Source organism: Klebsiella planticola (assembly GCF_000783935.2).
Taxonomy (GTDB): domain Bacteria; phylum Pseudomonadota; class Gammaproteobacteria; order Enterobacterales; family Enterobacteriaceae; genus Klebsiella; species Klebsiella planticola.
Map to the genome: position 1 here is coordinate 448,538 of NZ_CP026047.1, position 20,692 is coordinate 469,229.

The 20,692-nt window shown below is 53.4% G+C and carries 16 protein-coding genes, 1 tRNA gene, 2 rRNA genes and 1 other annotated feature; of the genes, 7 read left to right on the forward strand and 12 right to left on the reverse strand.

Annotated elements, in window-relative coordinates; all coding sequences use genetic code 11:
• Positions 1–58: 58 nt before the first annotated feature.
• From MC50_RS02060 to rluD, 6 genes are all read right to left on the reverse strand, one after another.
• Positions 59–2,964: ribosomal RNA gene (locus tag MC50_RS02060) — 23S ribosomal RNA — on the reverse strand.
• Between the two features lie 220 nt (positions 2,965–3,184).
• Positions 3,185–3,260, reverse strand: a tRNA-Glu gene (locus MC50_RS02065).
• A gap of 85 nt (positions 3,261–3,345) precedes the next feature.
• Positions 3,346–4,885 (reverse strand): 16S ribosomal RNA (locus MC50_RS02070).
• Together the 16S and 23S rRNA genes with 1 tRNA gene alongside form the textbook arrangement of a ribosomal RNA operon.
• Positions 4,886–5,335: 450 nt before the next feature.
• Positions 5,336–7,909, reverse strand: a complete 2,574-nt coding sequence (gene clpB / locus MC50_RS02075) for an ATP-dependent chaperone ClpB (protein ID WP_032699009.1) — start codon at positions 7,907–7,909, stop codon at positions 5,336–5,338.
• A gap of 128 nt (positions 7,910–8,037) precedes the next feature.
• Positions 8,038–8,769: a purine nucleoside phosphorylase YfiH gene (yfiH, locus tag MC50_RS02080; RefSeq protein WP_032696869.1), complete on the reverse strand. Its 732-nt coding sequence runs from the start codon at positions 8,767–8,769 to the stop codon at positions 8,038–8,040.
• A complete protein-coding gene (rluD, locus tag MC50_RS02085) occupies positions 8,766–9,746 on the reverse strand; it encodes a 23S rRNA pseudouridine(1911/1915/1917) synthase RluD (protein ID WP_032686452.1) in 981 nt (326 codons plus the stop codon). The genes yfiH and rluD overlap by 4 nt, the downstream gene beginning before the upstream one ends.
• A gap of 131 nt (positions 9,747–9,877) precedes the next feature.
• On the opposite strand from rluD, the gene bamD reads away from it, so the two are divergent.
• From bamD to pheA, 4 genes are all read left to right on the forward strand, one after another.
• Positions 9,878–10,615, forward strand: coding sequence for an outer membrane protein assembly factor BamD (bamD, locus tag MC50_RS02090; RefSeq protein WP_004866513.1), 738 nt, complete (start codon positions 9,878–9,880; stop codon positions 10,613–10,615).
• 270 nt (positions 10,616–10,885) lie between these two features.
• A complete protein-coding gene (raiA, locus tag MC50_RS02095) occupies positions 10,886–11,221 on the forward strand; it encodes a ribosome-associated translation inhibitor RaiA (protein WP_004866516.1) in 336 nt (111 codons plus the stop codon).
• Positions 11,222–11,327: 106 nt separating this feature from the next.
• Positions 11,328–11,452 (forward strand) — a sequence feature (Phe leader region).
• On the forward strand, positions 11,329–11,376 hold the full coding sequence (gene pheL, locus MC50_RS28765; RefSeq protein WP_193312497.1) for a pheA operon leader peptide PheL: 48 nt from the start codon (positions 11,329–11,331) through the stop codon (positions 11,374–11,376). It overlaps the preceding feature by 48 nt.
• Positions 11,453–11,483: 31 nt before the next feature.
• A complete protein-coding gene (gene pheA, locus MC50_RS02100; protein WP_004866518.1) occupies positions 11,484–12,644 on the forward strand; it encodes a bifunctional chorismate mutase/prephenate dehydratase in 1,161 nt (386 codons plus the stop codon).
• On the opposite strand, the gene MC50_RS02105 is transcribed toward pheA, so the two are convergent.
• The 3 genes from MC50_RS02105 to aroF form a co-directional block, all read right to left on the reverse strand.
• A complete protein-coding gene (locus MC50_RS02105) occupies positions 12,641–13,513 on the reverse strand; it encodes an SMP-30/gluconolactonase/LRE family protein (RefSeq protein ID WP_047665382.1) in 873 nt (290 codons plus the stop codon). The two genes, pheA and MC50_RS02105, sit on opposite strands and share 4 nt — an antisense overlap.
• A gap of 66 nt (positions 13,514–13,579) precedes the next feature.
• Positions 13,580–14,701, reverse strand: a complete 1,122-nt coding sequence (gene tyrA, locus MC50_RS02110) for a bifunctional chorismate mutase/prephenate dehydrogenase (protein ID WP_032696867.1) — start codon at positions 14,699–14,701, stop codon at positions 13,580–13,582.
• Positions 14,702–14,710: 9 nt separating this feature from the next.
• On the reverse strand, positions 14,711–15,781 hold the full coding sequence (gene aroF / locus MC50_RS02115) for a 3-deoxy-7-phosphoheptulonate synthase AroF (protein ID WP_004866527.1): 1,071 nt from the start codon (positions 15,779–15,781) through the stop codon (positions 14,711–14,713).
• Positions 15,782–16,128: 347 nt separating this feature from the next.
• Between aroF and MC50_RS02120 the strand changes: the two genes are divergently transcribed.
• The 3 genes from MC50_RS02120 to MC50_RS02130 are packed head-to-tail and all read left to right on the forward strand — an operon-like array spanning position 16,129 to position 18,348.
• Positions 16,129–16,638, forward strand: a complete 510-nt coding sequence (locus MC50_RS02120; RefSeq protein ID WP_032686450.1) for a YfiR family protein — start codon at positions 16,129–16,131, stop codon at positions 16,636–16,638.
• Complete coding sequence (gene dgcN, locus MC50_RS02125; RefSeq protein WP_032686449.1) at positions 16,631–17,854, forward strand: diguanylate cyclase DgcN; 1,224 nt, start codon at positions 16,631–16,633, stop codon at positions 17,852–17,854. Before MC50_RS02120 ends, dgcN begins: the two co-directional genes overlap by 8 nt.
• 11 nt (positions 17,855–17,865) lie before the next feature.
• Positions 17,866–18,348 (forward strand): OmpA family protein, encoded by a 483-nt coding sequence (locus tag MC50_RS02130; protein WP_032686448.1) that lies wholly within the window; start codon positions 17,866–17,868, stop codon positions 18,346–18,348.
• Positions 18,349–18,352: 4 nt separating this feature from the next.
• Here MC50_RS02130 and MC50_RS02135 read toward each other — a convergent pair whose 3' ends face one another.
• From MC50_RS02135 to rplS, 3 genes are all read right to left on the reverse strand, one after another.
• Positions 18,353–19,717 carry a PepSY-associated TM helix domain-containing protein gene (locus MC50_RS02135; RefSeq protein ID WP_047663388.1) on the reverse strand — a complete coding sequence of 455 codons (1,365 nt, stop codon included), beginning with the start codon at positions 19,715–19,717 and terminating at the stop codon, positions 18,353–18,355.
• 53 nt (positions 19,718–19,770) lie between these two features.
• Complete coding sequence (locus tag MC50_RS02140) at positions 19,771–20,211, reverse strand: DUF2946 domain-containing protein (RefSeq protein WP_047663389.1); 441 nt, start codon at positions 20,209–20,211, stop codon at positions 19,771–19,773.
• A gap of 121 nt (positions 20,212–20,332) precedes the next feature.
• On the reverse strand, positions 20,333–20,680 hold the full coding sequence (gene rplS / locus MC50_RS02145; protein ID WP_002914145.1) for a 50S ribosomal protein L19: 348 nt from the start codon (positions 20,678–20,680) through the stop codon (positions 20,333–20,335).
• Positions 20,681–20,692 lie beyond the last annotated feature (12 nt).

Sequence of the window (20,692 nt, forward strand, 5' to 3'; positions counted from 1 at the left end):
ATATAATCTGTATCAGGCTGAAAATCTTCTCTCTTCGCCAAAACAGCTTCGGCGTTGTAAGGTTAAGCCTCACGGTTCATTAGTATCGGTTAGCTCAACGTATCGCTACGCTTACACACCCGACCTATCAACGTCGTCGTCTTCAACGTTCCTTCAGGACTCTCAAGGAGTCAGGGAGAACTCATCTCGGGGCAAGTTTCGTGCTTAGATGCTTTCAGCACTTATCTTTTCCGCATTTAGCTACCGGGCAATGCCATTGGCATGACAACCCGAACACCAGTGATGCGTCCACTCCGGTCCTCTCGTACTAGGAGCAGCCCCCCTCAATTCTCCAGCGCCCACGGCAGATAGGGACCGAACTGTCTCACGACGTTCTAAACCCAGCTCGCGTACCACTTTAAATGGCGAACAGCCATACCCTTGGGACCTACTTCAGCCCCAGGATGTGATGAGCCGACATCGAGGTGCCAAACACCGCCGTCGATATGAACTCTTGGGCGGTATCAGCCTGTTATCCCCGGAGTACCTTTTATCCGTTGAGCGATGGCCCTTCCATTCAGAACCACCGGATCACTATGACCTGCTTTCGCACCTGCTCGCGCCGTCACGCTCGCAGTCAAGCTAGCTTATGCCATTGCACTAACCTCCTGATGTCCGACCAGGATTAGCTAACCTTCGTGCTCCTCCGTTACTCTTTGGGAGGAGACCGCCCCAGTCAAACTACCCACCAGACACTGTCCGCAACCCGGATCACGGGTCTACGTTAGAACATCAAACATTAAAGGGTGGTATTTCAAGGTTGGCTCCATGCAGACTGGCGTCCACACTTCAAAGCCTCCCACCTATCCTACACATCAAGGCTCAATGTTCAGTGTCAAGCTATAGTAAAGGTTCACGGGGTCTTTCCGTCTTGCCGCGGGTACACTGCATCTTCACAGCGAGTTCAATTTCACTGAGTCTCGGGTGGAGACAGCCTGGCCATCATTACGCCATTCGTGCAGGTCGGAACTTACCCGACAAGGAATTTCGCTACCTTAGGACCGTTATAGTTACGGCCGCCGTTTACCGGGGCTTCGATCAAGAGCTTCTCCTTACGGATAACCCCATCAATTAACCTTCCGGCACCGGGCAGGCGTCACACCGTATACGTCCACTTTCGTGTTTGCACAGTGCTGTGTTTTTAATAAACAGTTGCAGCCAGCTGGTATCTTCGACTGATTTCAGCTCCATGAGCAAGTCACTTCACCTACCATCAGCGTGCCTTCTCCCGAAGTTACGGCACCATTTTGCCTAGTTCCTTCACCCGAGTTCTCTCAAGCGCCTTGGTATTCTCTACCTGACCACCTGTGTCGGTTTGGGGTACGATTCGTTGTTACCTGATGCTTAGAGGCTTTTCCTGGAAGCAGGGCATTTGTTACTTCAGCACCGTAGTGCCTCGTCATCACACCTCAGCGTTAAAAAAGGTCCGGATTTACCTAAACCTTCCGCCTACATGCTTAAACCGGGACAACCGTCGCCCGGCTAACATAGCCTTCTCCGTCCCCCCTTCGCAGTAACACCGAGTACAGGAATATTAACCTGTTTCCCATCGACTACGCCTTTCGGCCTCGCCTTAGGGGTCGACTCACCCTGCCCCGATTAACGTTGGACAGGAACCCTTGGTCTTCCGGCGAGCGGGCTTTTCACCCGCTTTATCGTTACTTATGTCAGCATTCGCACTTCTGATACCTCCAGCAACCCTCACAGGCCACCTTCAACGGCTTACAGAACGCTCCCCTACCCAACAACACATAGTGTCGCTGCCGCAGCTTCGGTGCATGGTTTAGCCCCGTTACATCTTCCGCGCAGGCCGACTCGACCAGTGAGCTATTACGCTTTCTTTAAATGATGGCTGCTTCTAAGCCAACATCCTGGCTGTCTGTGCCTTCCCACATCGTTTCCCACTTAACCATGACTTTGGGACCTTAGCTGGCGGTCTGGGTTGTTTCCCTCTTCACGACGGACGTTAGCACCCGCCGTGTGTCTCCCGTGATAACATTCTTCGGTATTCGTAGTTTGCATCGGGTTGGTAAGTCGGGATGACCCCCTAGCCGAAACAGTGCTCTACCCCCGAAGATGAGTTCACGAGGCGCTACCTAAATAGCTTTCGGGGAGAACCAGCTATCTCCCGGTTTGATTGGCCTTTCACCCCCAGCCACAAGTCATCCGCTAATTTTTCAACATTAGTCGGTTCGGTCCTCCAGTTAGTGTTACCCAACCTTCAACCTGCCCATGGCTAGATCACCGGGTTTCGGGTCTATACCCTGCAACTTAACGCCCAGTTAAGACTCGGTTTCCCTGCGGCTCCCCTATACGGTTAACCTTGCTACAGAATATAAGTCGCTGACCCATTATACAAAAGGTACGCAGTCACCCCATAAAGAGGCTCCCACTGCTTGTACGTACACGGTTTCAGGTTCTTTTTCACTCCCCTCGCCGGGGTTCTTTTCGCCTTTCCCTCACGGTACTGGTTCACTATCGGTCAGTCAGGAGTATTTAGCCTTGGAGGATGGTCCCCCCATATTCAGACAGGATACCACGTGTCCCGCCCTACTCTTCGAGTTCACAACGTGTGCATTTTAGTGTACGGGGCTATCACCCTGTACCGCCGGACTTTCCAGACCGTTCCACTAACACACGCGCTGATTCAGACTCTGGGCTCCTCCCCGTTCGCTCGCCGCTACTGGGGGAATCTCGGTTGATTTCTTTTCCTCGGGGTACTTAGATGTTTCAGTTCCCCCGGTTCGCTTCGTTAAGCTATGTATTCACTTAACGATAGTGTGTCGAAACACACTGGGTTTCCCCATTCGGAAATCGCCGGTTATAACGGTTCATATCACCTTACCGACGCTTATCGCAGATTAGCACGTCCTTCATCGCCTCTGACTGCCAGGGCATCCACCGTGTACGCTTAGTCGCTTAACCTCACAACCCGAAACTGTTTCGTAAAACAGTCCGCGTTGCGAAAATTTGAGAGACTCGAACACACCGTATTTTCCTTTCTTGTTTACGGAGAAAGGAAACAGTGCGTCGTTTCAATTTTCAGCTTGATCCAGATTTTTAAAGAGCAAATATCTCAAACGTGATTCCTGAGAATCAGTTTTGAGATATTAAGGCAGGTGACTTTCACTCACGAACCAGCAAGTGGCGTCCCCTAGGGGATTCGAACCCCTGTTACCGCCGTGAAAGGGCGGTGTCCTGGGCCTCTAGACGAAGGGGACACTGAAGTCTCAATCGCAAGACGCCTTGCTATTTACTTTTCATCAGACAATCTGTGTGGACACTACAAAGGCAGGTTCTTTCAGGTAAGGAGGTGATCCAACCGCAGGTTCCCCTACGGTTACCTTGTTACGACTTCACCCCAGTCATGAATCACAAAGTGGTAAGCGCCCTCCCGAAGGTTAAGCTACCTACTTCTTTTGCAACCCACTCCCATGGTGTGACGGGCGGTGTGTACAAGGCCCGGGAACGTATTCACCGTAGCATTCTGATCTACGATTACTAGCGATTCCGACTTCATGGAGTCGAGTTGCAGACTCCAATCCGGACTACGACATACTTTATGAGGTCCGCTTGCTCTCGCGAGGTCGCTTCTCTTTGTATATGCCATTGTAGCACGTGTGTAGCCCTACTCGTAAGGGCCATGATGACTTGACGTCATCCCCACCTTCCTCCAGTTTATCACTGGCAGTCTCCTTTGAGTTCCCGGCCGGACCGCTGGCAACAAAGGATAAGGGTTGCGCTCGTTGCGGGACTTAACCCAACATTTCACAACACGAGCTGACGACAGCCATGCAGCACCTGTCTCAGAGTTCCCGAAGGCACCAAAGCATCTCTGCTAAGTTCTCTGGATGTCAAGAGTAGGTAAGGTTCTTCGCGTTGCATCGAATTAAACCACATGCTCCACCGCTTGTGCGGGCCCCCGTCAATTCATTTGAGTTTTAACCTTGCGGCCGTACTCCCCAGGCGGTCGACTTAACGCGTTAGCTCCGGAAGCCACTCCTCAAGGGAACAACCTCCAAGTCGACATCGTTTACAGCGTGGACTACCAGGGTATCTAATCCTGTTTGCTCCCCACGCTTTCGCACCTGAGCGTCAGTCTTTGTCCAGGGGGCCGCCTTCGCCACCGGTATTCCTCCAGATCTCTACGCATTTCACCGCTACACCTGGAATTCTACCCCCCTCTACAAGACTCAAGCTTGCCAGTTTCAAATGCAGTTCCCAGGTTGAGCCCGGGGATTTCACATCTGACTTAACAAACCGCCTGCGTGCGCTTTACGCCCAGTAATTCCGATTAACGCTTGCACCCTCCGTATTACCGCGGCTGCTGGCACGGAGTTAGCCGGTGCTTCTTCTGCGAGTAACGTCAATCACCAAGGTTATTAACCTTAATGCCTTCCTCCTCGCTGAAAGTACTTTACAACCCGAAGGCCTTCTTCATACACGCGGCATGGCTGCATCAGGCTTGCGCCCATTGTGCAATATTCCCCACTGCTGCCTCCCGTAGGAGTCTGGACCGTGTCTCAGTTCCAGTGTGGCTGGTCATCCTCTCAGACCAGCTAGGGATCGTCGCCTAGGTGAGCCATTACCCCACCTACTAGCTAATCCCATCTGGGCACATCTGATGGCATGAGGCCCGAAGGTCCCCCACTTTGGTCTTGCGACGTTATGCGGTATTAGCTACCGTTTCCAGTAGTTATCCCCCTCCATCAGGCAGTTTCCCAGACATTACTCACCCGTCCGCCGCTCGTCACCCGAGAGCAAGCTCTCTGTGCTACCGCTCGACTTGCATGTGTTAGGCCTGCCGCCAGCGTTCAATCTGAGCCATGATCAAACTCTTCAATTTAAGTTTGATGCTCGTGAATTAAACTTCGTAATGAATTACGTGTTCACTCAGAGACTTGGTATTCATTTTTCGTCCGAGGACGTTAAGAATCCATGTCACTTTGAGTGCCCACACAGATTGTCTGATAAATTGTTAAAGAGCAGTGCGACGGCGCTGAGCGCTCTGTCGCGAGGTCCCGTATAATACGTTTTCCTCATTCAGAGTCAAGCGTTTATTTTCGCTTTTCTCCGTTGGCGTTCATCTCTGAACCCCGCTGACCCGGCGGCTTGCGTGCCGTTGTTCCGTGTCAGTGGAGGCGCATTATAGGGGGTAATTCTGATGTGGCAAGTTTAAATTCAAATAAATGATTCGTTCGCTCACTTATTAAACAATCCTGCATCCGGACTTTAATTCTTGCCTGGTTTTTAAACAAAAACGAGCCCAGAGGGCCCGTTTTTGTCGTTTTGTGATTTACTGCACTGCCACTATATGGTCGTCTTTCACCACCAGCTGAACTTCTTTACCGGGGATCAGCTCGCCGGAAAGAATTTGCTGCGCCAGCGGGTTTTCGATCTGCTGCTGGATAGCGCGTTTTAACGGACGAGCGCCATACACCGGATCATAGCCATTCGCACTCAGCAACTTCAGCGCTTCATCGGACATGTGGACTTCGTAGCCACGTTCTTCCAGACGTTTGTACAGACGCTGCAGCTGAATCTGAGCAATCGAAGCAATGTGTTTTTCACCCAGCGGGTGGAAGACCACGACTTCATCGATACGGTTGATGAATTCCGGGCGGAAGTTCTGACTGACCACACCCAGAATCAGATCTTTCATGTGACTGTAATCCAGTTCGCCGAAACGTTCCTGAATCAGATCCGAACCAAGGTTAGAGGTCATAATCACAACCGTATTACGGAAATCGACCGTTCTCCCCTGTCCATCGGTCAGACGACCGTCGTCCAGCACCTGCAACAGGATGTTAAACACATCCGGATGAGCCTTTTCTACTTCATCCAGCAGGATGACAGAGTAAGGACGACGACGTACTGCTTCCGTCAGATACCCGCCCTCTTCATAGCCGACATATCCCGGAGGCGCACCGACCAGACGCGATACGGAGTGTTTCTCCATAAACTCAGACATATCGATACGTACCATGGCATCATCGCTATCAAACATAAAGTTCGCCAGCGTTTTGCACAGCTCCGTTTTACCGACACCGGTTGGACCAAGGAACAGGAACGACCCGATTGGACGGTTAGGATCGGACAGCCCGGCCCGGCTACGGCGAATCGCGTTGGATACTGCTTCAACCGCTTCGTTCTGACCAATCACCCGACTGTGCAACTCCTGCTCCATACGCAGCAGTTTTTCACGCTCGCCTTCCATCATTCGCGCTACCGGAATACCGGTCCAGCGTGCCAGCACTTCGGCAATTTCCGCATCCGTCACTTTATTACGCAACAGACGCATCGTTTTACCTTCAGACTGTGTAGCCGCTGCCAGCTGTTTTTCCAGCTCCGGGATTTTGCCGTACTGCAGTTCAGACATCCTGGCCAGGTCGCCAACGCGTCGCGCCTGCTCGATGGCGATTTTTGCCTGTTCCAGCTCAGCTTTAATCGTCTGGGTTCCGGAGAGCGACGCTTTTTCCGCCTTCCACTCTTCTTCTAATACGGAATACTGACGTTCTTTATCCGCCAGCTCTTCATTCAGCATATCCAGACGTTTCAGACTGGCTTCATCGGCTTCTTTCTTCAGCGCCTGCTGTTCCAGCTTGAGCTGAATAATACGTCTGTCGAGTCGGTCGAGCTCCTCCGGCTTCGAGTCAATCTGCATACGGATGCTGGATGCCGCTTCATCGATCAGGTCGATAGCTTTATCCGGCAGCTGACGGTCAGCAATATAACGATGCGACAAGGTTGCCGCTGCGACGATTGCCGGGTCAGTGATCTGTACATGGTGGTGCAGCTCATAGCGCTCTTTCAGACCACGCAGGATCGCAATGGTATCTTCAACGCTTGGCTCAGCAACAAACACTTTCTGGAAACGACGCTCCAGCGCAGCATCTTTTTCAATATACTGACGATACTCATCGAGCGTGGTTGCGCCGACGCAGTGCAGCTCACCGCGCGCCAAAGCAGGTTTCAGCATGTTGCCGGCATCCATTGCGCCGTCCGCTTTCCCCGCCCCGACCATAGTGTGCAGTTCATCAATAAACAGAATGACGTTGCCTTCCTGTTTTGCCAGATCGTTCAGCACCCCTTTCAGGCGCTCTTCGAACTCACCGCGATACTTGGCCCCGGCCACCAGCGCCCCCATATCCAGCGCCAGAACCCGACGACCCTTCAGTCCTTCAGGTACTTCACCGTTGACAATACGCTGTGCCAGCCCTTCAACGATGGCGGTTTTACCAACGCCGGGCTCACCAATCAAAACCGGGTTATTTTTAGTTCGGCGCTGCAGAACCTGGATAGTACGGCGAATCTCTTCGTCACGGCCAATGACCGGATCCAGTTTGCCCTGTTCAGCACGTTCGGTCAGATCGACCGTAAATTTTTTCAATGCCTGACGTTGGTCTTCGGCACCCTGATCGTTCACGCTTTCACCTCCGCGCATTTGTTCAATCGCCTGAGTCACATTGGCGGTTGTTGCTCCGGCGGATTTTAAAAGGTCGGTCAGCGTACCGCGTGATTCAAGCGCCGCCAGAACGAACAGTTCAGACGAAATAAAATTGTCCTTCCTCTTTTGCGCCAGCTTGTCGCAAAGGTTCAGAATACGCACTAAATCCTGAGACGGCTGTACGTCACCGCCGGTGCCTTCCACCTGCGGTAAACGGCTCAGCGCCTGAGTGATATTGGTGCTTAACTCTCCGGCGTTAATGCCCGCAGAGGTTAATAAAGGACGTACCGATCCCCCTTCCTGATTCAGCAAGGCGCTCATTAAATGAAGAGGTTCGATGAATTGGTTGTCGTGCCCGAGTGCAAGCGACTGGGCATCGGCAAGAGCAAGCTGGAATTTATTGGTAAGACGATCCAGACGCATAACTCCTCCCATAACAGGTCAAATTTGCTACTGGAGATTAAATGAGGTCATCCCTCAATTATTCAAGGTTAAAGACCTGAACTATGCGAAAAATAAATTTGCCTTCTGGACCGTCTTGATTCGCCAGGTTATCTCAACCAGATAAAACTCGCCATACGACCCGTAGTCTTATCGCGACGATAAGAGAAAAAATCATCCTTTTCGCTTAGCGTACAGCGATCGCCGCCGAAGATCTGCGTGACGCCAACATTGGCTAAACGCTGACGAGCCAGCCGATAGATATCAGCAAAATATTTCTCTCCGACGGGGCGGAAAGCCTCTTCCGCTTTCCCGTCCTTGACTATAAACGCATCCCGCACTTCCGGACCGACTTCAAAAGCCTCGGGACCGATCGCCGGGCCAAGCCAGGCCAGAATGTTTTCCGGCTTATCGGCGAAACATGCGACCGTCGCTTCCAGCACACCGTCGCATAATCCGCGCCAGCCGGCATGAGCAGCGGCAACTTCCGTCCCTGCGCGATTACAAAAAAGAACCGGCAGGCAGTCCGCCGTCATTACCGCGCACACCGTACCCGGTGTATTACAGTATGACGCATCCGCCCGTTTTGACTCATATGGCCCGCCGTCCAGGGTGAGCACCGCGGTGCCATGAACCTGCTCCAGCCATACCGGATATGACGGCAGCCCGCCAGCGGCAAACATGCGCCGACGGTTTTCTTCCACGTGCTGCAGATTGTCTCCGCAATGGGCGCCCAGATTGAGCGAATCGTACGGAGGCAGACTGACGCCGCCAATACGCGTGGAGCTACAGGCAGCCACGCCTTCCGGCACGGCCCATTGCGGTACAATCAGTTTAGTCATAGCCAGTCAATATCGTCCTTGTGATCTTCATAATCTGCACGCATTGCTTCAATCAGATCAACCATATCCTGAGGAATTGGCGCATGCCATTCCATCTCGATACCGCTGATCGGGTGGTACAAGCGTAACATCGTCGCGTGCAGTGCCTGACGGTCAAACTTGCGCAGGGCGGTGATAAACGCTTCCGATGCACCTTTCGGCGGACGCGGGCGGCCGCCATAGACCTGATCGCCCACCAGCGGATGGGTGATGTGAGCCATATGCACACGAATCTGGTGAGTACGGCCGGTTTCCAGGCGCAGGCGCAGACGCGTGTGAATACGGAAGTGCTCCATAATACGGTAATGCGTTACCGCCGGTTTCCCCATCGGGTGCACCGCCATATGCGTACGTTTCGTCGGGTGACGGCTGATAGGTTCTTCTACCGTACCACCCGATGTCATGTGACCAATTGCTACCGCTTCATACTCACGGGTGATTTCACGCAGCTGCAGCGACTCCACCAGACGAGTTTGTGCCGGGATGGTTTTCGCTACGACCATCAGACCGGTCGTATCTTTATCCAGACGGTGAACAATACCCGCGCGCGGTACGTCGGCAATCGGCGGATAATAGTGCAGCAGCGCATTCAGCACAGTACCGTCGGGGTTGCCCGCGCCTGGGTGAACAACCAGATCGCGCGGTTTATTGATCACGAGGATGTCATCATCTTCGTAGACGATATTGAGCGGAATATCCTGCGGTTCGAAGCGCACGTCTTCTTCGATTTCAACATCGATGGAGACGCTCTCTCCCCCTAAAACTTTTTCTTTCGGCTTGTCGCTGACAGCGCCGTTTACCAGCACTCGCTGGTCGAGGATCCATTCTTTTATGCGCGAACGCGAATAATCCGGGAACATTTCGGCCAAAGCCTGATCTAAGCGTTGACCGAGTTGATTTTCGGACACCGTTGCGGTGAGTTGTACTCGTTGTGCCATATACAGCTTCTTCGTTTAACGTTGGGTTTTACGGCTTTGCCGTTTAATATAGTGTGCTATTGTAGCTGGTCTTAATCGGGAGCTGGAACAGAGATTCTCCCGCATAAACATTTTGAGGAAGTCAAAACGTCATGACGCGCATGAAATACCTGGTGGCAGCGGCCACACTGAGCCTGGCTTTGGTGGGTTGCTCCGGCTCAAAGGAAGAGGTGCCTGATAATCCGCCGAATGAAATCTACGCGACCGCCCAGCAAAAGCTGCAGGACGGTAACTGGAAACAGGCAATAACGCAACTGGAAGCGTTGGATAACCGCTACCCGTTCGGTCCTTATTCCCAACAGGTACAGCTTGACCTGATTTATGCGTATTACAAAAATGCCGATCTGCCGCTGGCTCAGGCAGCCATCGACCGCTTCGTTCGTCTGAACCCTACGCATCCTAACATTGATTACGTCATTTATATGCGTGGTCTGACAAATATGGCGTTGGATGACAGTGCGCTGCAAGGATTCTTCGGGGTCGATCGCTCCGATCGCGACCCGCAGCACGCTCGCGATGCCTTCAACGACTTCTCCAAACTGGTACGCGGTTACCCGAACAGCCAGTATGCGACCGACGCCTACAAACGTATGGTGTTCCTGAAGGATCGCCTGGCGAAGTACGAGCTGTCAGTGGTTGATTACTACACCGACCGCGGCGCATGGGTTGCCGTCGTGAACCGTGTCGATGGTATGCTGCGCAGCTACCCGGATACTCAGGCGACTCGCGATGCGCTACCGAAAATGGAAAACGCCTACCGCCAGATGCAAATGAACGCTCAGGCAGACAAGGTGGCGAAAATTATCGCCGCTAACGGTAAAAACACCTGATCGTTTTTCAGATAAGCAAAACGGCAGCCATGAGCTGCCGTTTTTTATTGTTCAGGCGCCTGAGCTGAAGCGTTTTAGCGCCGAGTCATCCTATCAAATATGACTCCCTTTCCCCTTTCCGACAAGTAAAATCTCACCTGTTCCTGCCCTGCCTCACAAAATGAATTCGTTGACAAAAAGTGACATTAAAATGTGATATAGATCACACATCTTGACATTGGGAGAGGTATGCTGAGTTCACCAAGACGGGAAAGACAAGAGGTAAAATTTATGACAATGAACATTACCAGTAAACAAATGGAAATTACTCCGGCAATTCGCCAGCATGTCGCAGACCGTCTCGCCAAATTGGATAAATGGCAAACCCACTTAATCAACCCGCACATCATTCTCTCTAAGGAGCCGCAGGGTTTTGTCGCTGATGCAACCATCAATACGCCAAACGGGCATCTGGTCGCCAGCGGAAGAAGCGAAGATATGTACGTCGCAATCAACGAATTGATCAACAAGCTGGAACGGCAGCTGAATAAAGTGCAACACAAAGGGGAAGCCCGCCGCGCCGCAACATCGGTGAAAGAGGCAGGCTTTGTGGAAGAAGAAGAGTAATCCTTAACTTAATATTGTGTAACGCCACGCGCCTTCGGGCGCGTTTTTTATTGACAGGATGAAAACAGTACGGGTACTGTAATCTCAACTCAGCAAAGGAATTCATCGTGAAACGACTAGCGTTCTTCTTCGCATTCTTTTTTACCTTCCCCTGAACGGGAGGCGATTCGTCGTGTGATAAAGAATGCGAAGACGAACAACAAGGCCTCCCAAACGGGAGGCCTTTTTTATTGATAAATCAATAACAAGAAAGGCAACACATATGACCGAGGAAAACCCGTTACTGGCTCTGCGCGATAAGATCAGCGCACTGGATGAAAAACTGCTCGCGCTGCTGGCAGAACGCCGCGGACTGGCTGTAGAGGTCGGTAAAGCAAAGCTGGCATCGCACCGTCCGGTTCGTGATATCGACCGCGAGCGCGACCTGCTGGAGCGTCTGATAACGCTGGGGAAAAGCCACCATCTGGATGCCCACTACATCACCCGCCTGTTTCAGCTGATCATCGAGGATTCCGTTCTCACCCAGCAAACCCTGCTGCAACAGCATCTGAATAAAATCAATCCGCATTCAGCGCGCGTGGCTTTCCTGGGACCAAAAGGGTCATATTCACATCTGGCCGCCCGCCAGTACGCGGCGCGCCATTTCGAACAGTTCATTGAGAGCGGTTGCGCGAAATTTGCCGATATTTTTAACCAGGTGGAAACCGGCCAGGCCGACTACGCGGTCGTTCCTATCGAAAATACCAGCTCCGGTGGCATCAATGATGTCTACGATCTGCTGCAGCATACCAGCCTGTCGATCGTCGGTGAGCTCACGATCCCAATCGATCACTGCGTTCTGGTCTCAGCTTCAACCGATCCGCAACACATTCAGACCGTATATAGCCACCCGCAGCCGTTCCAGCAGTGCAGCCAGTATCTGAGCCGTTACCCACACTGGAAAATTGAATACACCGAAAGCACCTCTGCGGCGATGGAAAAAGTGGCTCAGGCGAACTCACCGGGCGTAGCCGCGCTGGGTAGCGAAGCCGGTGGCGCACTGTACGGCCTGCAGGTTCTTGAACATTGCCAGGCAAATCAGACACAAAACATCACCCGTTTCCTGGTGTTGGCACGTAAAGCGGTGAATGTTTCCGAACAGGTACCGGCAAAGACCACGCTGCTCATGGCAACCGGCCAGCAGGCCGGTGCGCTGGTTGAAGCGCTGCTGGTGTTGCGCAATCACAACCTGATCATGACCAAGCTGGAATCTCGTCCGATTCACGGTAATCCGTGGGAAGAGATGTTTTATCTGGATATCCAGGCCAACCTGGAATCAATGCCGATGCGTAAGGCACTAAAAGAGCTGGCCGAGATTACTCGTTCCATGAAAGTTCTGGGTTGCTACCCAGGCGAAAACGTCGTGCCGGTCGATCCTATCTAACGCTCTGTAAATACGGGTTTCTTCATCCCTGCCACCGTCACCGGCAGGGTGAAGATAGCGCCGGAGAGCGGATATTTCTGGACTTCGTCGGCAGACATATTTTCGCGCGTGGTCGTAATGTACAACGTGCGCATATCCGCGCCGCCAAAACAGACCATTGTCGGGCAGCGCACCGGTAATCGATGTTCTTCCAGCTGTTCACCGGTCGGTGAAAAACGGGCGACACGCCAGCCATCGAACATTGCGCTCCAGTAGCAACCCTCTTCATCCACGGCCGCCCCGTCCGGGATACCTTCTCCCGGCTGAAAACGACGAAAGACTTCGCGTTTGCCGGGCTCGCCCTGCTCATCCAGCGGAGTGCGGTAGATAACGGCGTTTGGCGTATCCGAGGTGTACATCCAACGCTTGTCCGCGCTAAAGGCCAGACCGTTGGCGCCATGGATATCGCACTGAATCACCCGAGGAGTGAGATCGTGGTTGATGCGCATCAGCAGCGCGCCGTTATAATCTCCCGGCCCCCAGAATGTACCGGCATAAAAGCGCCCGTCGCGATCGGTGCCGCCATCGTTAAAGCGTGCCAGCTGCGGGTTGCTCGGATTATCACAAACTTTGCGCCGCAACAGGCCATGGGCATCGGTAAGCCAGATAGCGCTGCGTAGCGCCACAATAAAGCCCCCTTTCTCGCGCAGGGCAAAGCAGCCCACTTCTTCGGGAAACTGCAGAACCTGATGTTCGCCGCTGCGGATGTCGTAACGGTGAATTTCGCACTGCAGAATATCGGCCCAGTAGAGCGCCTGCTCGGCTTCACTCCAGGTCGGACATTCCGGCAGATGTCCTGCGTAATCAAACAGCGGTTGTGGTTCAGCCATCGTTTTCATCCCTATAAAAAAAGCCAGCGGGTTTCCCCTCTGGCTTTGATTATATATGGTTTTCCGTTACTGCCGGTTATCATTCGCCTGACGCAGCAGCGTCCGACTTTCGCTCTGGAAGCGCTGGGCATAATCGCCAAACCAGTGCTCTACTTTGCGGAAGCTGTCGATAAACGCCTGTTTATCCCCCTGCTCCAGCAGGCCAATCGCTTCACCAAAGCGCTGGTAGTAGCGTTTAATCAGCGCCAGATTGTTTTCCGACGACATAATAATGTCGGCATACAGCTGCGGATCCTGCGCAAACAGGCGGCCAACCATCGCCAGCTCAAGGCGGTAGATCGGCGATGACAACGCCAGCAGCTGTTCCAGGCGAACGTTTTCTTCCGCCAGATGCAGGCCATAGGCAAAGGTAGCAAAGTGACGTAGCGCCTGAATAAAAGCCATATTCTGGTCGTGTTCAACGGCGCTGATACGGTGCAGACGGGCGCCCCAGACCTGAATTTGCTCGAGGAACCACTGATAGGCTTCCGGCTGACGACCATCGCAGTAAACCACCACCTGCTTCGCCAGGCTGCCGCTGTCCGGCCCGAACATCGGGTGCAGACCCAGTACCGGACCACGGTGCGCGGCCAGCATCGCCTGTAAAGGTTCCGCTTTCACCGACGCCAGGTCGACCAGGATACAGTCCGCCGGTAACGGCGGCAGCTGACCAATCGTATCGACCGTGGCATGGATAGGCACGCTGACGATGACCATTCCGGCATCAGCAACAATGTCCGCTGCCCGCGCCCAGTCGTCTTTCTCCAGGATGCGTACCTGGTAGCCTGAAAGCGTCAGCATTTTCTCAAACAGGCGCCCCATCTGCCCACCACCGCCGACAATCACGACCGGGCGCAGATTCGGACACAGCGTTTTGAAGCCTTTATCATTCTCGCTGGAATATGACTCGCGCATGACGCGACGCAGCACGTCCTCGATAAGATCGGGTGGAACGCCTAGCGCCGACGCCTCTTCCCGTCGGGAAGCCAGCATCGCAGCTTCCCGTTCCGGGACGTAAATCGGCAGCCCATACTGGCTTTTGACCTCTCCGACTTCCGCTACCAGCTCCAGGCGCTTAGCCAGTAGCCCCAGCAGCGCCTTATCGACTTCATCAATTTGATCGCGTAACGCGGTCAGTTCAGCAACCATACTATCCTCTTACCCCAGACGAGCCGCCAGATGACCGCGCAGATCTTGATCCAGTTCGCGGAGCAGTGCATCAGTCGTTTCCCAGCTGATGCAGGCATCGGTGACGGATACGCCGTATTTCATATCACAACGCGGCTGCTCAGAAGACTGATTACCTTCGTGGATATTACTTTCGATCATCAGGCCAATGATGGAACGATTACCATCTTTAATCTGTGCGACGACGGATTCCGCAACCGCAGGCTGGCGGCGGTAGTCTTTATTAGAATTCCCATGGCTGCAATCTACCATCAGTGACGGTTTCAGTCCCGCCTGAGCCATCTCTTTTTCGCACTTCTCGACATCTTCCGGGCCGTAGTTTGGGGCTTTACCGCCGCGCAGAATAACGTGGCCGTTCGGATTGCCCTGGGTTTGCAGCAGACAAACCTGGCCGGCCTGGTTAATCCCGACGAAACGGTGCGGCATCGCTGCGGCACGCATCGCGTTAATTGCCGTCGACAGGCTACCGTCGGTACCGTTTTTAAAGCCAACCGGCATTGACAGACCTGACGCCATTTCACGGTGAGTCTGGGATTCGGTCGTACGTGCGCCGATAGCGGACCAGCTAAACAGATCGCCGAGGTACTGCGGACTGTTTGGATCCAGCGCTTCCGTTGCCAGCGGTAACCCCATATTCACCAGCTCTACCAGCAAACGACGCGCAATCTTCAGACCGCCTTCAACATCAAATGAGCCATCCATATGCGGATCGTTAATCAACCCTTTCCAGCCCACGGTAGTACGAGGTTTTTCAAAATAGACGCGCATGACCAGGTAGAGGCTATCGCTGACCTCTTCGGCAAGTGCTTTAAAACGATGAGCGTATTCAATTGCCGCCTCTGGATCGTGGATCGAGCAAGGTCCACACACCACCAGCAGACGCGGATCGCGGCCGGCAATAATGTCAGATATCGTCTGACGGGACTGCGCAATTTGCGCTTCTTGTTCGAGGCTCAGCGGGAATTCAGCTTTCAGCTGATCCGGCGTGATCAGAACCTGTTCGTCGGTAATATGTACGTTATTCAGCGCGTCTTTTTGCATGATTGCGATCCTGTGTAGCTCGTTTGCGATAGTGGGTTCCTCGGTGAGGAGTGACGTAACGATACCACACAAAGTAAAGATTTCAATCCATAATCCGTAAATTTTACTTTACACCAGCAAATTAAATGGCTCTTTATTCCGCCATATGTGTAAAGTTATTGGTACAATATGATATTTCACCCTGCCGACGCTCACCTTTCCCCACCTTCGTTTACGAAAAATCCTGGGCAGAATTATCTCAAAGGAAAGGGGGCGGTTAATGACGCTCCCCACCAACAATGATATCCTGCGCCCGGGCATCAGCGATCTGCAATTCATGCACCCCGACGAACCTGACGGATCCGTTAATGAAAGAGTCTCACCGTCTTTTTTTTATTTTTTTGTTATTTATCGTGGGCCATCCCGCTTTTGCCGCTGACGCGCCTAAAAATGTTCGGGCTATTGTTTCGGGTATTGTCACCTATACCCGCTGGCCAGCATTATCTGGCCCGCCCAGGTTGTGTATCTTTTCTACCTCGCGTTATACCTACAGCCTGGCTCAGGAACAACCTGAGGCTTTGCCGTACAAACCGGTCATTGTGCGTAATACCGAAGAAGCGTTGAATACGGTCTGTGATGGATTTTATTTTGGCAGCGAATCGCCCTCTCAACAGGCGAAGCTCACCGCAGAATACCCATCACGTCCCCTGTTACTCATTGCGGAACAAAATAGCGAGTGTGCAATTGGCAGTGCTTTTTGCCTGATCATAAATGACAAAAGGGTCAGATTCTCCGTGAATCTGGATGTCCTGACACACAGCGGTGTGCGGGTTAATCCAGACGTACTGATGCTTGCCCGGAACAATGCACATGAATAAGGATTTCTCTCAGGCTCCGCGCCCCACCTTTAAACGAGCACTACGCCGTATCAGCGTGATAAGCGTGGTGATCTCTATGACCCTGGTCTGGCTATTGCTGAGTACCGCATCAGTCTTTACGTTAAAACAGTATGCGCAGAAGAATCTGGCGCTGACGGCCGCCACAATGAGCCGTAGTCTTGAAGCCGCGCTGGTTTTCGATGACAGCGCTGCGGCAGAAGAGACGCTGGCCACGCTCGGCAGGCAGGGGCAGTTTTCAGAAGCGCTGGTGCTGGATAACCAGCAAAATCACTTCGCCGTCTGGCGTAATACGGACCTGGTTCGGCAGGAGAAATTCAGCGGGATCATCAGCAAATGGCTGTTTCCTGAACCAACAACCCAGCCAATCTGGCATCTGGGGAAGGTCGTCGGCGAACTTCGGCTGACGGCGCTGGACAGCCTGATAAGCCACTTCCTCGGCATATCTATCATCGTTTTGACTGGCAGTATTCTGCTGGCCTCATTTATCGCCTTATTGCTGACGCATTCTCTGCACCACGGTATCGTCACCGCCTTACAAAGCATTACCGAAGTGGTCCATGACATCCGGGAAAACCGCCACTTCTCCCGCCGGGTCCCTGAAGAGCGCATCGAGGAGTTCCATCTGTTTGCCCAGGACTTTAATAGCCTGTTGGGTGAAATGGAGGACTGGCAGCAGCAGCTGCAGGCTAAAAATGCCCAGCTGTTACGCACGTCGTTACATGATCCCCTCACCGGGCTGGCCAATCGCGCGGCGTTTCGCAACGTCATCAGTACATTAATGAAAGATGAGGCTGCCCGACGCAGTTCGGCATTACTCTTTCTTGATGGCGATAATTTTAAGCTGATTAATGATAACTGGGGTCATGCAACGGGAGACAAGGTCCTCATCGAAGTCGCCAGCCGGCTGATGAATTTTGTCAGCAAGCACCATCAGGCCTGGCGTTTAGGCGGGGACGAATTCGCGATCTTGTTGCGTGACGTTCACTCAGAGGCGGAAGTAAAGACGCTCTGCGCATCGTTATCCAGCCAGTTTCTTGAGCCGTTTAATCTGCATAACGGCCATACTGCGACCCTGTCGCTCAGCATCGGCTATGCGCTGGCCTGGGAACATGCGTCAGCGGAGAATCTGCAGGAGTTCGCCGATCAAAATATGTATCGGATGAAACACCGGCGTATTCCGCAAGTACAAAAATAAAAGGAACCACAATGCTCAGGAAATATTTTGCTCCCGCGCTGATGGCCGCGGTTTTACTCACCGGCTGTCAGGCCCCGCAAGGGAAATTCTCTCAGGAACAGGTTGCCGCCATGAAGTCTTACGGCTTTACGGAAAGTGATGGCGACTGGTCGCTGGGTTTGTCCGACAGCATCCTGTTTGATAAAAACGACTACCATCTGCGCAGCGATAGCCAGGCGCAAATCCAGAAAATGGCCTCTCGTCTGGCTGCTACCGGGATTACGCACGCTCGGTTAGACGGACACACCGATAACTACGGTGAAGACAGCTATAACGAAATGCTGTCGCTTAAACGCGCCGATATCGTCGCGGATGACTGGGCGAAGGGAGCCAATATCCCGCGCAGCAATTTAACGACCCGTGGATTAGGTAAAAAATATCCGATCGCCAGCAACGATACGGCGAAAGGACGTGCTGAAAACCGCCGCGTTACGGTGGTCATCAGCACGCCGTAGGCACTTAGTCGACCGACTTCGCGAGCAAGACGGCCGTTGCCGCCCGCCAGCGTAGATAGTCAATGACCAGTCCTGCCGCGAGGCTGGCGCCCATTAACGGTAGCGCCAGCCCCAGCATCACTGCAATCGCCAGCGTGAGCGCGCGGGCGGGCCATCCCAGGTTGAACCACGCCTGAATCAGGGTATTCGCCGGGTTAAACGCCGCATGAGCCGGCCGCCGGATCCACCACAGACGATATCCCACCACAATCATCACGCACAGCGCGATCCCAAACGCGATCAGCAGCAGCTGATTGGCAAGACCAAACAGAATCCCCATATGGAAATCCACGCCCCAGCGGGTCAGCTTCGCCATTAACGGGAAATCGGCAAAGCGGGTGCGATCAACAACCTGCATGCTCTCCCCGTCAACTGCCACCGCGTCCACCTGCGTTGGCCAGCTTCGGTCAATTTCATTGACCGTCCACGCACGCCCCGCCGCTGCCGGAGGTCGGATTTCCAGCTTGCTGGCATTGAGACCCGCCGCGCGCGCGATTGTCAGCACCCGATCAAACTGTTCGCCTTTCGCCGCCGGCGCCGCATCGGCCATATGCCCCATATGATGTTCGGCATGCGGATCATTCGGCATCGGCATTGCGCTATGCAGCTGCGTATTCACCTGCGGGGTCAGCCAGCCGAATGCCGCGCGCATTTTATCCACATTGCCACCGGCCCACTGCGACCAGGTCAGCCCGGTGGCGGAGAAGAGCAGCATACCTGCCAGTAGCACCCAGCCGAGAGAAACATGCAGACGACGGCTATTCTGCATACGATTATTGATCCGCTTGCGGGGACGAGTCATCGCCCAGAGGACAATGCCACCGAGTGCCGCAACCCACATCCATGATGCAGCCAGCTCGCTATAAAGCCGGCCGCTATCCCCGAGCAGCAATGATTTATGGGCGTAATCGATCCACTGGCGCAACGGTAAAATTCCGCTGGTGCCATAGACCGTCATATCGCCCTTCACTTTCAGCGTTACCGGGTCGATAAAGATCGCCCGGGACTCAGACTCTCCCAACTGCGGATCGGCAAACATCACCCGCGTGGTCTCCCCGGCCTTAATAGCCGGGCGCACCGCCTGTAAACGAAGATTCCCCTGAGTCGTCTCTTCCGCGACCATCAGCTGGGCGCTAAGCGGCTGACGATCGCCGTTCAGCGAACCATGAAGGGCATCCTGATAGAGCCAGTTCTCCAGCTGTGGAGTGGCCACGTACAGCGTCCCGGTAAGGGCCGCCACGAAGATAAACGGCCCGATAAACAGACCAATATAAAAATGGAGACGTCGCAGCAGGTTCAGCCATGCCGCGCGTGAGGTGCAGGTAGTCATACTTTTCCTTTCTGAAAGCAAAAAGAGAACGTAGCGCTGTGCGCATTGTTATTTTAGAAAGCAGAAAAAGCAGACAGACGCGGCGGCGCGCGGGTTTCGGGGTACAGCCAGGGGAAGAAATGCCGGCGCTTGAGCACCAGACAGGGGAAAAGCACGCGCACGCGGCGCAGGATAACGGAGATAAGCAGCGCCAGCGCAAAGAGCAGCCCCGGTACGTGAGCCAGCAGCACGCAGTAGCCACAGGCCTCCGCATGGTCGAGCGGCATCGTGTGCGTCGACTGGGGCGCAGGAGAGACCGCCGGGTGGGACATCGCCTGCTCATGCGGCATATCCGCCATCATCATCGCATGATGCATGCCGGGCATAGCGCTCATCGGATCTTTTTGCAGTGACACCGAGATCAGCGGCGCAACCACAATCAGCAGGATCGAAAACAGCGCCAGCCATGCGGCTCGCCGTATAAACGCTGATTGTAGAGAAAGTTTGCTGACCACCGCCCCTCCGAAATGAGAGCGATATTGTAAATGATTTACATCAGAATGGTTAAATTGAAGATAAAAAAAGGGCCGGCCCAACGGGCCAGCCCTTTTCATCAGGATGTCGCGAAAGCGAATCTTAGTTAAGACGCTCTTTGATACGAGCAGACTTACCGGTACGCTCACGCAGGTAGTACAGTTTAGCTTTACGTACAGCACCACGACGTTTAACAGCAATGCTGTCAACTACCGGAGAGTGAGTCTGGAAGACACGCTCAACGCCTTCGCCGTTGGAAATTTTACGAACAGTGAATGCAGAGTGCAGACCGCGGTTACGAATAGCGATAACCACGCCCTCGAATGCCTGCAGACGTTTTTTGGAACCTTCAACAACCCATACTTTCACTTCCACGGTATCACCCGGACGGAAGGAAGGTACGTCCTGCTTCATCTGTTCTTGTTCAAGTTGCTTAATAATGTTGCTCATAATTTAATCTCT

Bases quoted from the DNA above. Each gene is read 5' to 3' on its own strand.
- clpB (WP_032699009.1), bottom strand. From the start codon at position 7,909: ATGCGTCTGGATCGTCTTACCAATAAATTCCAGCTTGCTCTTGCCGAT.
- yfiH (WP_032696869.1), bottom strand. From the start codon at position 8,769: ATGACTAAACTGATTGTACCGCAATGGGCCGTGCCGGAAGGCGTGGCT.
- rluD (WP_032686452.1), bottom strand. From the start codon at position 9,746: ATGGCACAACGAGTACAACTCACCGCAACGGTGTCCGAAAATCAACTC.
- bamD (WP_004866513.1), top strand. From the start codon at position 9,878: ATGACGCGCATGAAATACCTGGTGGCAGCGGCCACACTGAGCCTGGCT.
- raiA (WP_004866516.1), top strand. From the start codon at position 10,886: ATGACAATGAACATTACCAGTAAACAAATGGAAATTACTCCGGCAATT.
- pheA (WP_004866518.1), top strand. From the start codon at position 11,484: ATGACCGAGGAAAACCCGTTACTGGCTCTGCGCGATAAGATCAGCGCA.
- MC50_RS02105 (WP_047665382.1), bottom strand. From the start codon at position 13,513: ATGGCTGAACCACAACCGCTGTTTGATTACGCAGGACATCTGCCGGAA.
- tyrA (WP_032696867.1), bottom strand. From the start codon at position 14,701: ATGGTTGCTGAACTGACCGCGTTACGCGATCAAATTGATGAAGTCGAT.
- aroF (WP_004866527.1), bottom strand. From the start codon at position 15,781: ATGCAAAAAGACGCGCTGAATAACGTACATATTACCGACGAACAGGTT.
- MC50_RS02120 (WP_032686450.1), top strand. From the start codon at position 16,129: ATGAAAGAGTCTCACCGTCTTTTTTTTATTTTTTTGTTATTTATCGTG.
- dgcN (WP_032686449.1), top strand. From the start codon at position 16,631: ATGAATAAGGATTTCTCTCAGGCTCCGCGCCCCACCTTTAAACGAGCA.
- MC50_RS02130 (WP_032686448.1), top strand. From the start codon at position 17,866: ATGCTCAGGAAATATTTTGCTCCCGCGCTGATGGCCGCGGTTTTACTC.
- MC50_RS02135 (WP_047663388.1), bottom strand. From the start codon at position 19,717: ATGACTACCTGCACCTCACGCGCGGCATGGCTGAACCTGCTGCGACGT.
- rplS (WP_002914145.1), bottom strand. From the start codon at position 20,680: ATGAGCAACATTATTAAGCAACTTGAACAAGAACAGATGAAGCAGGAC.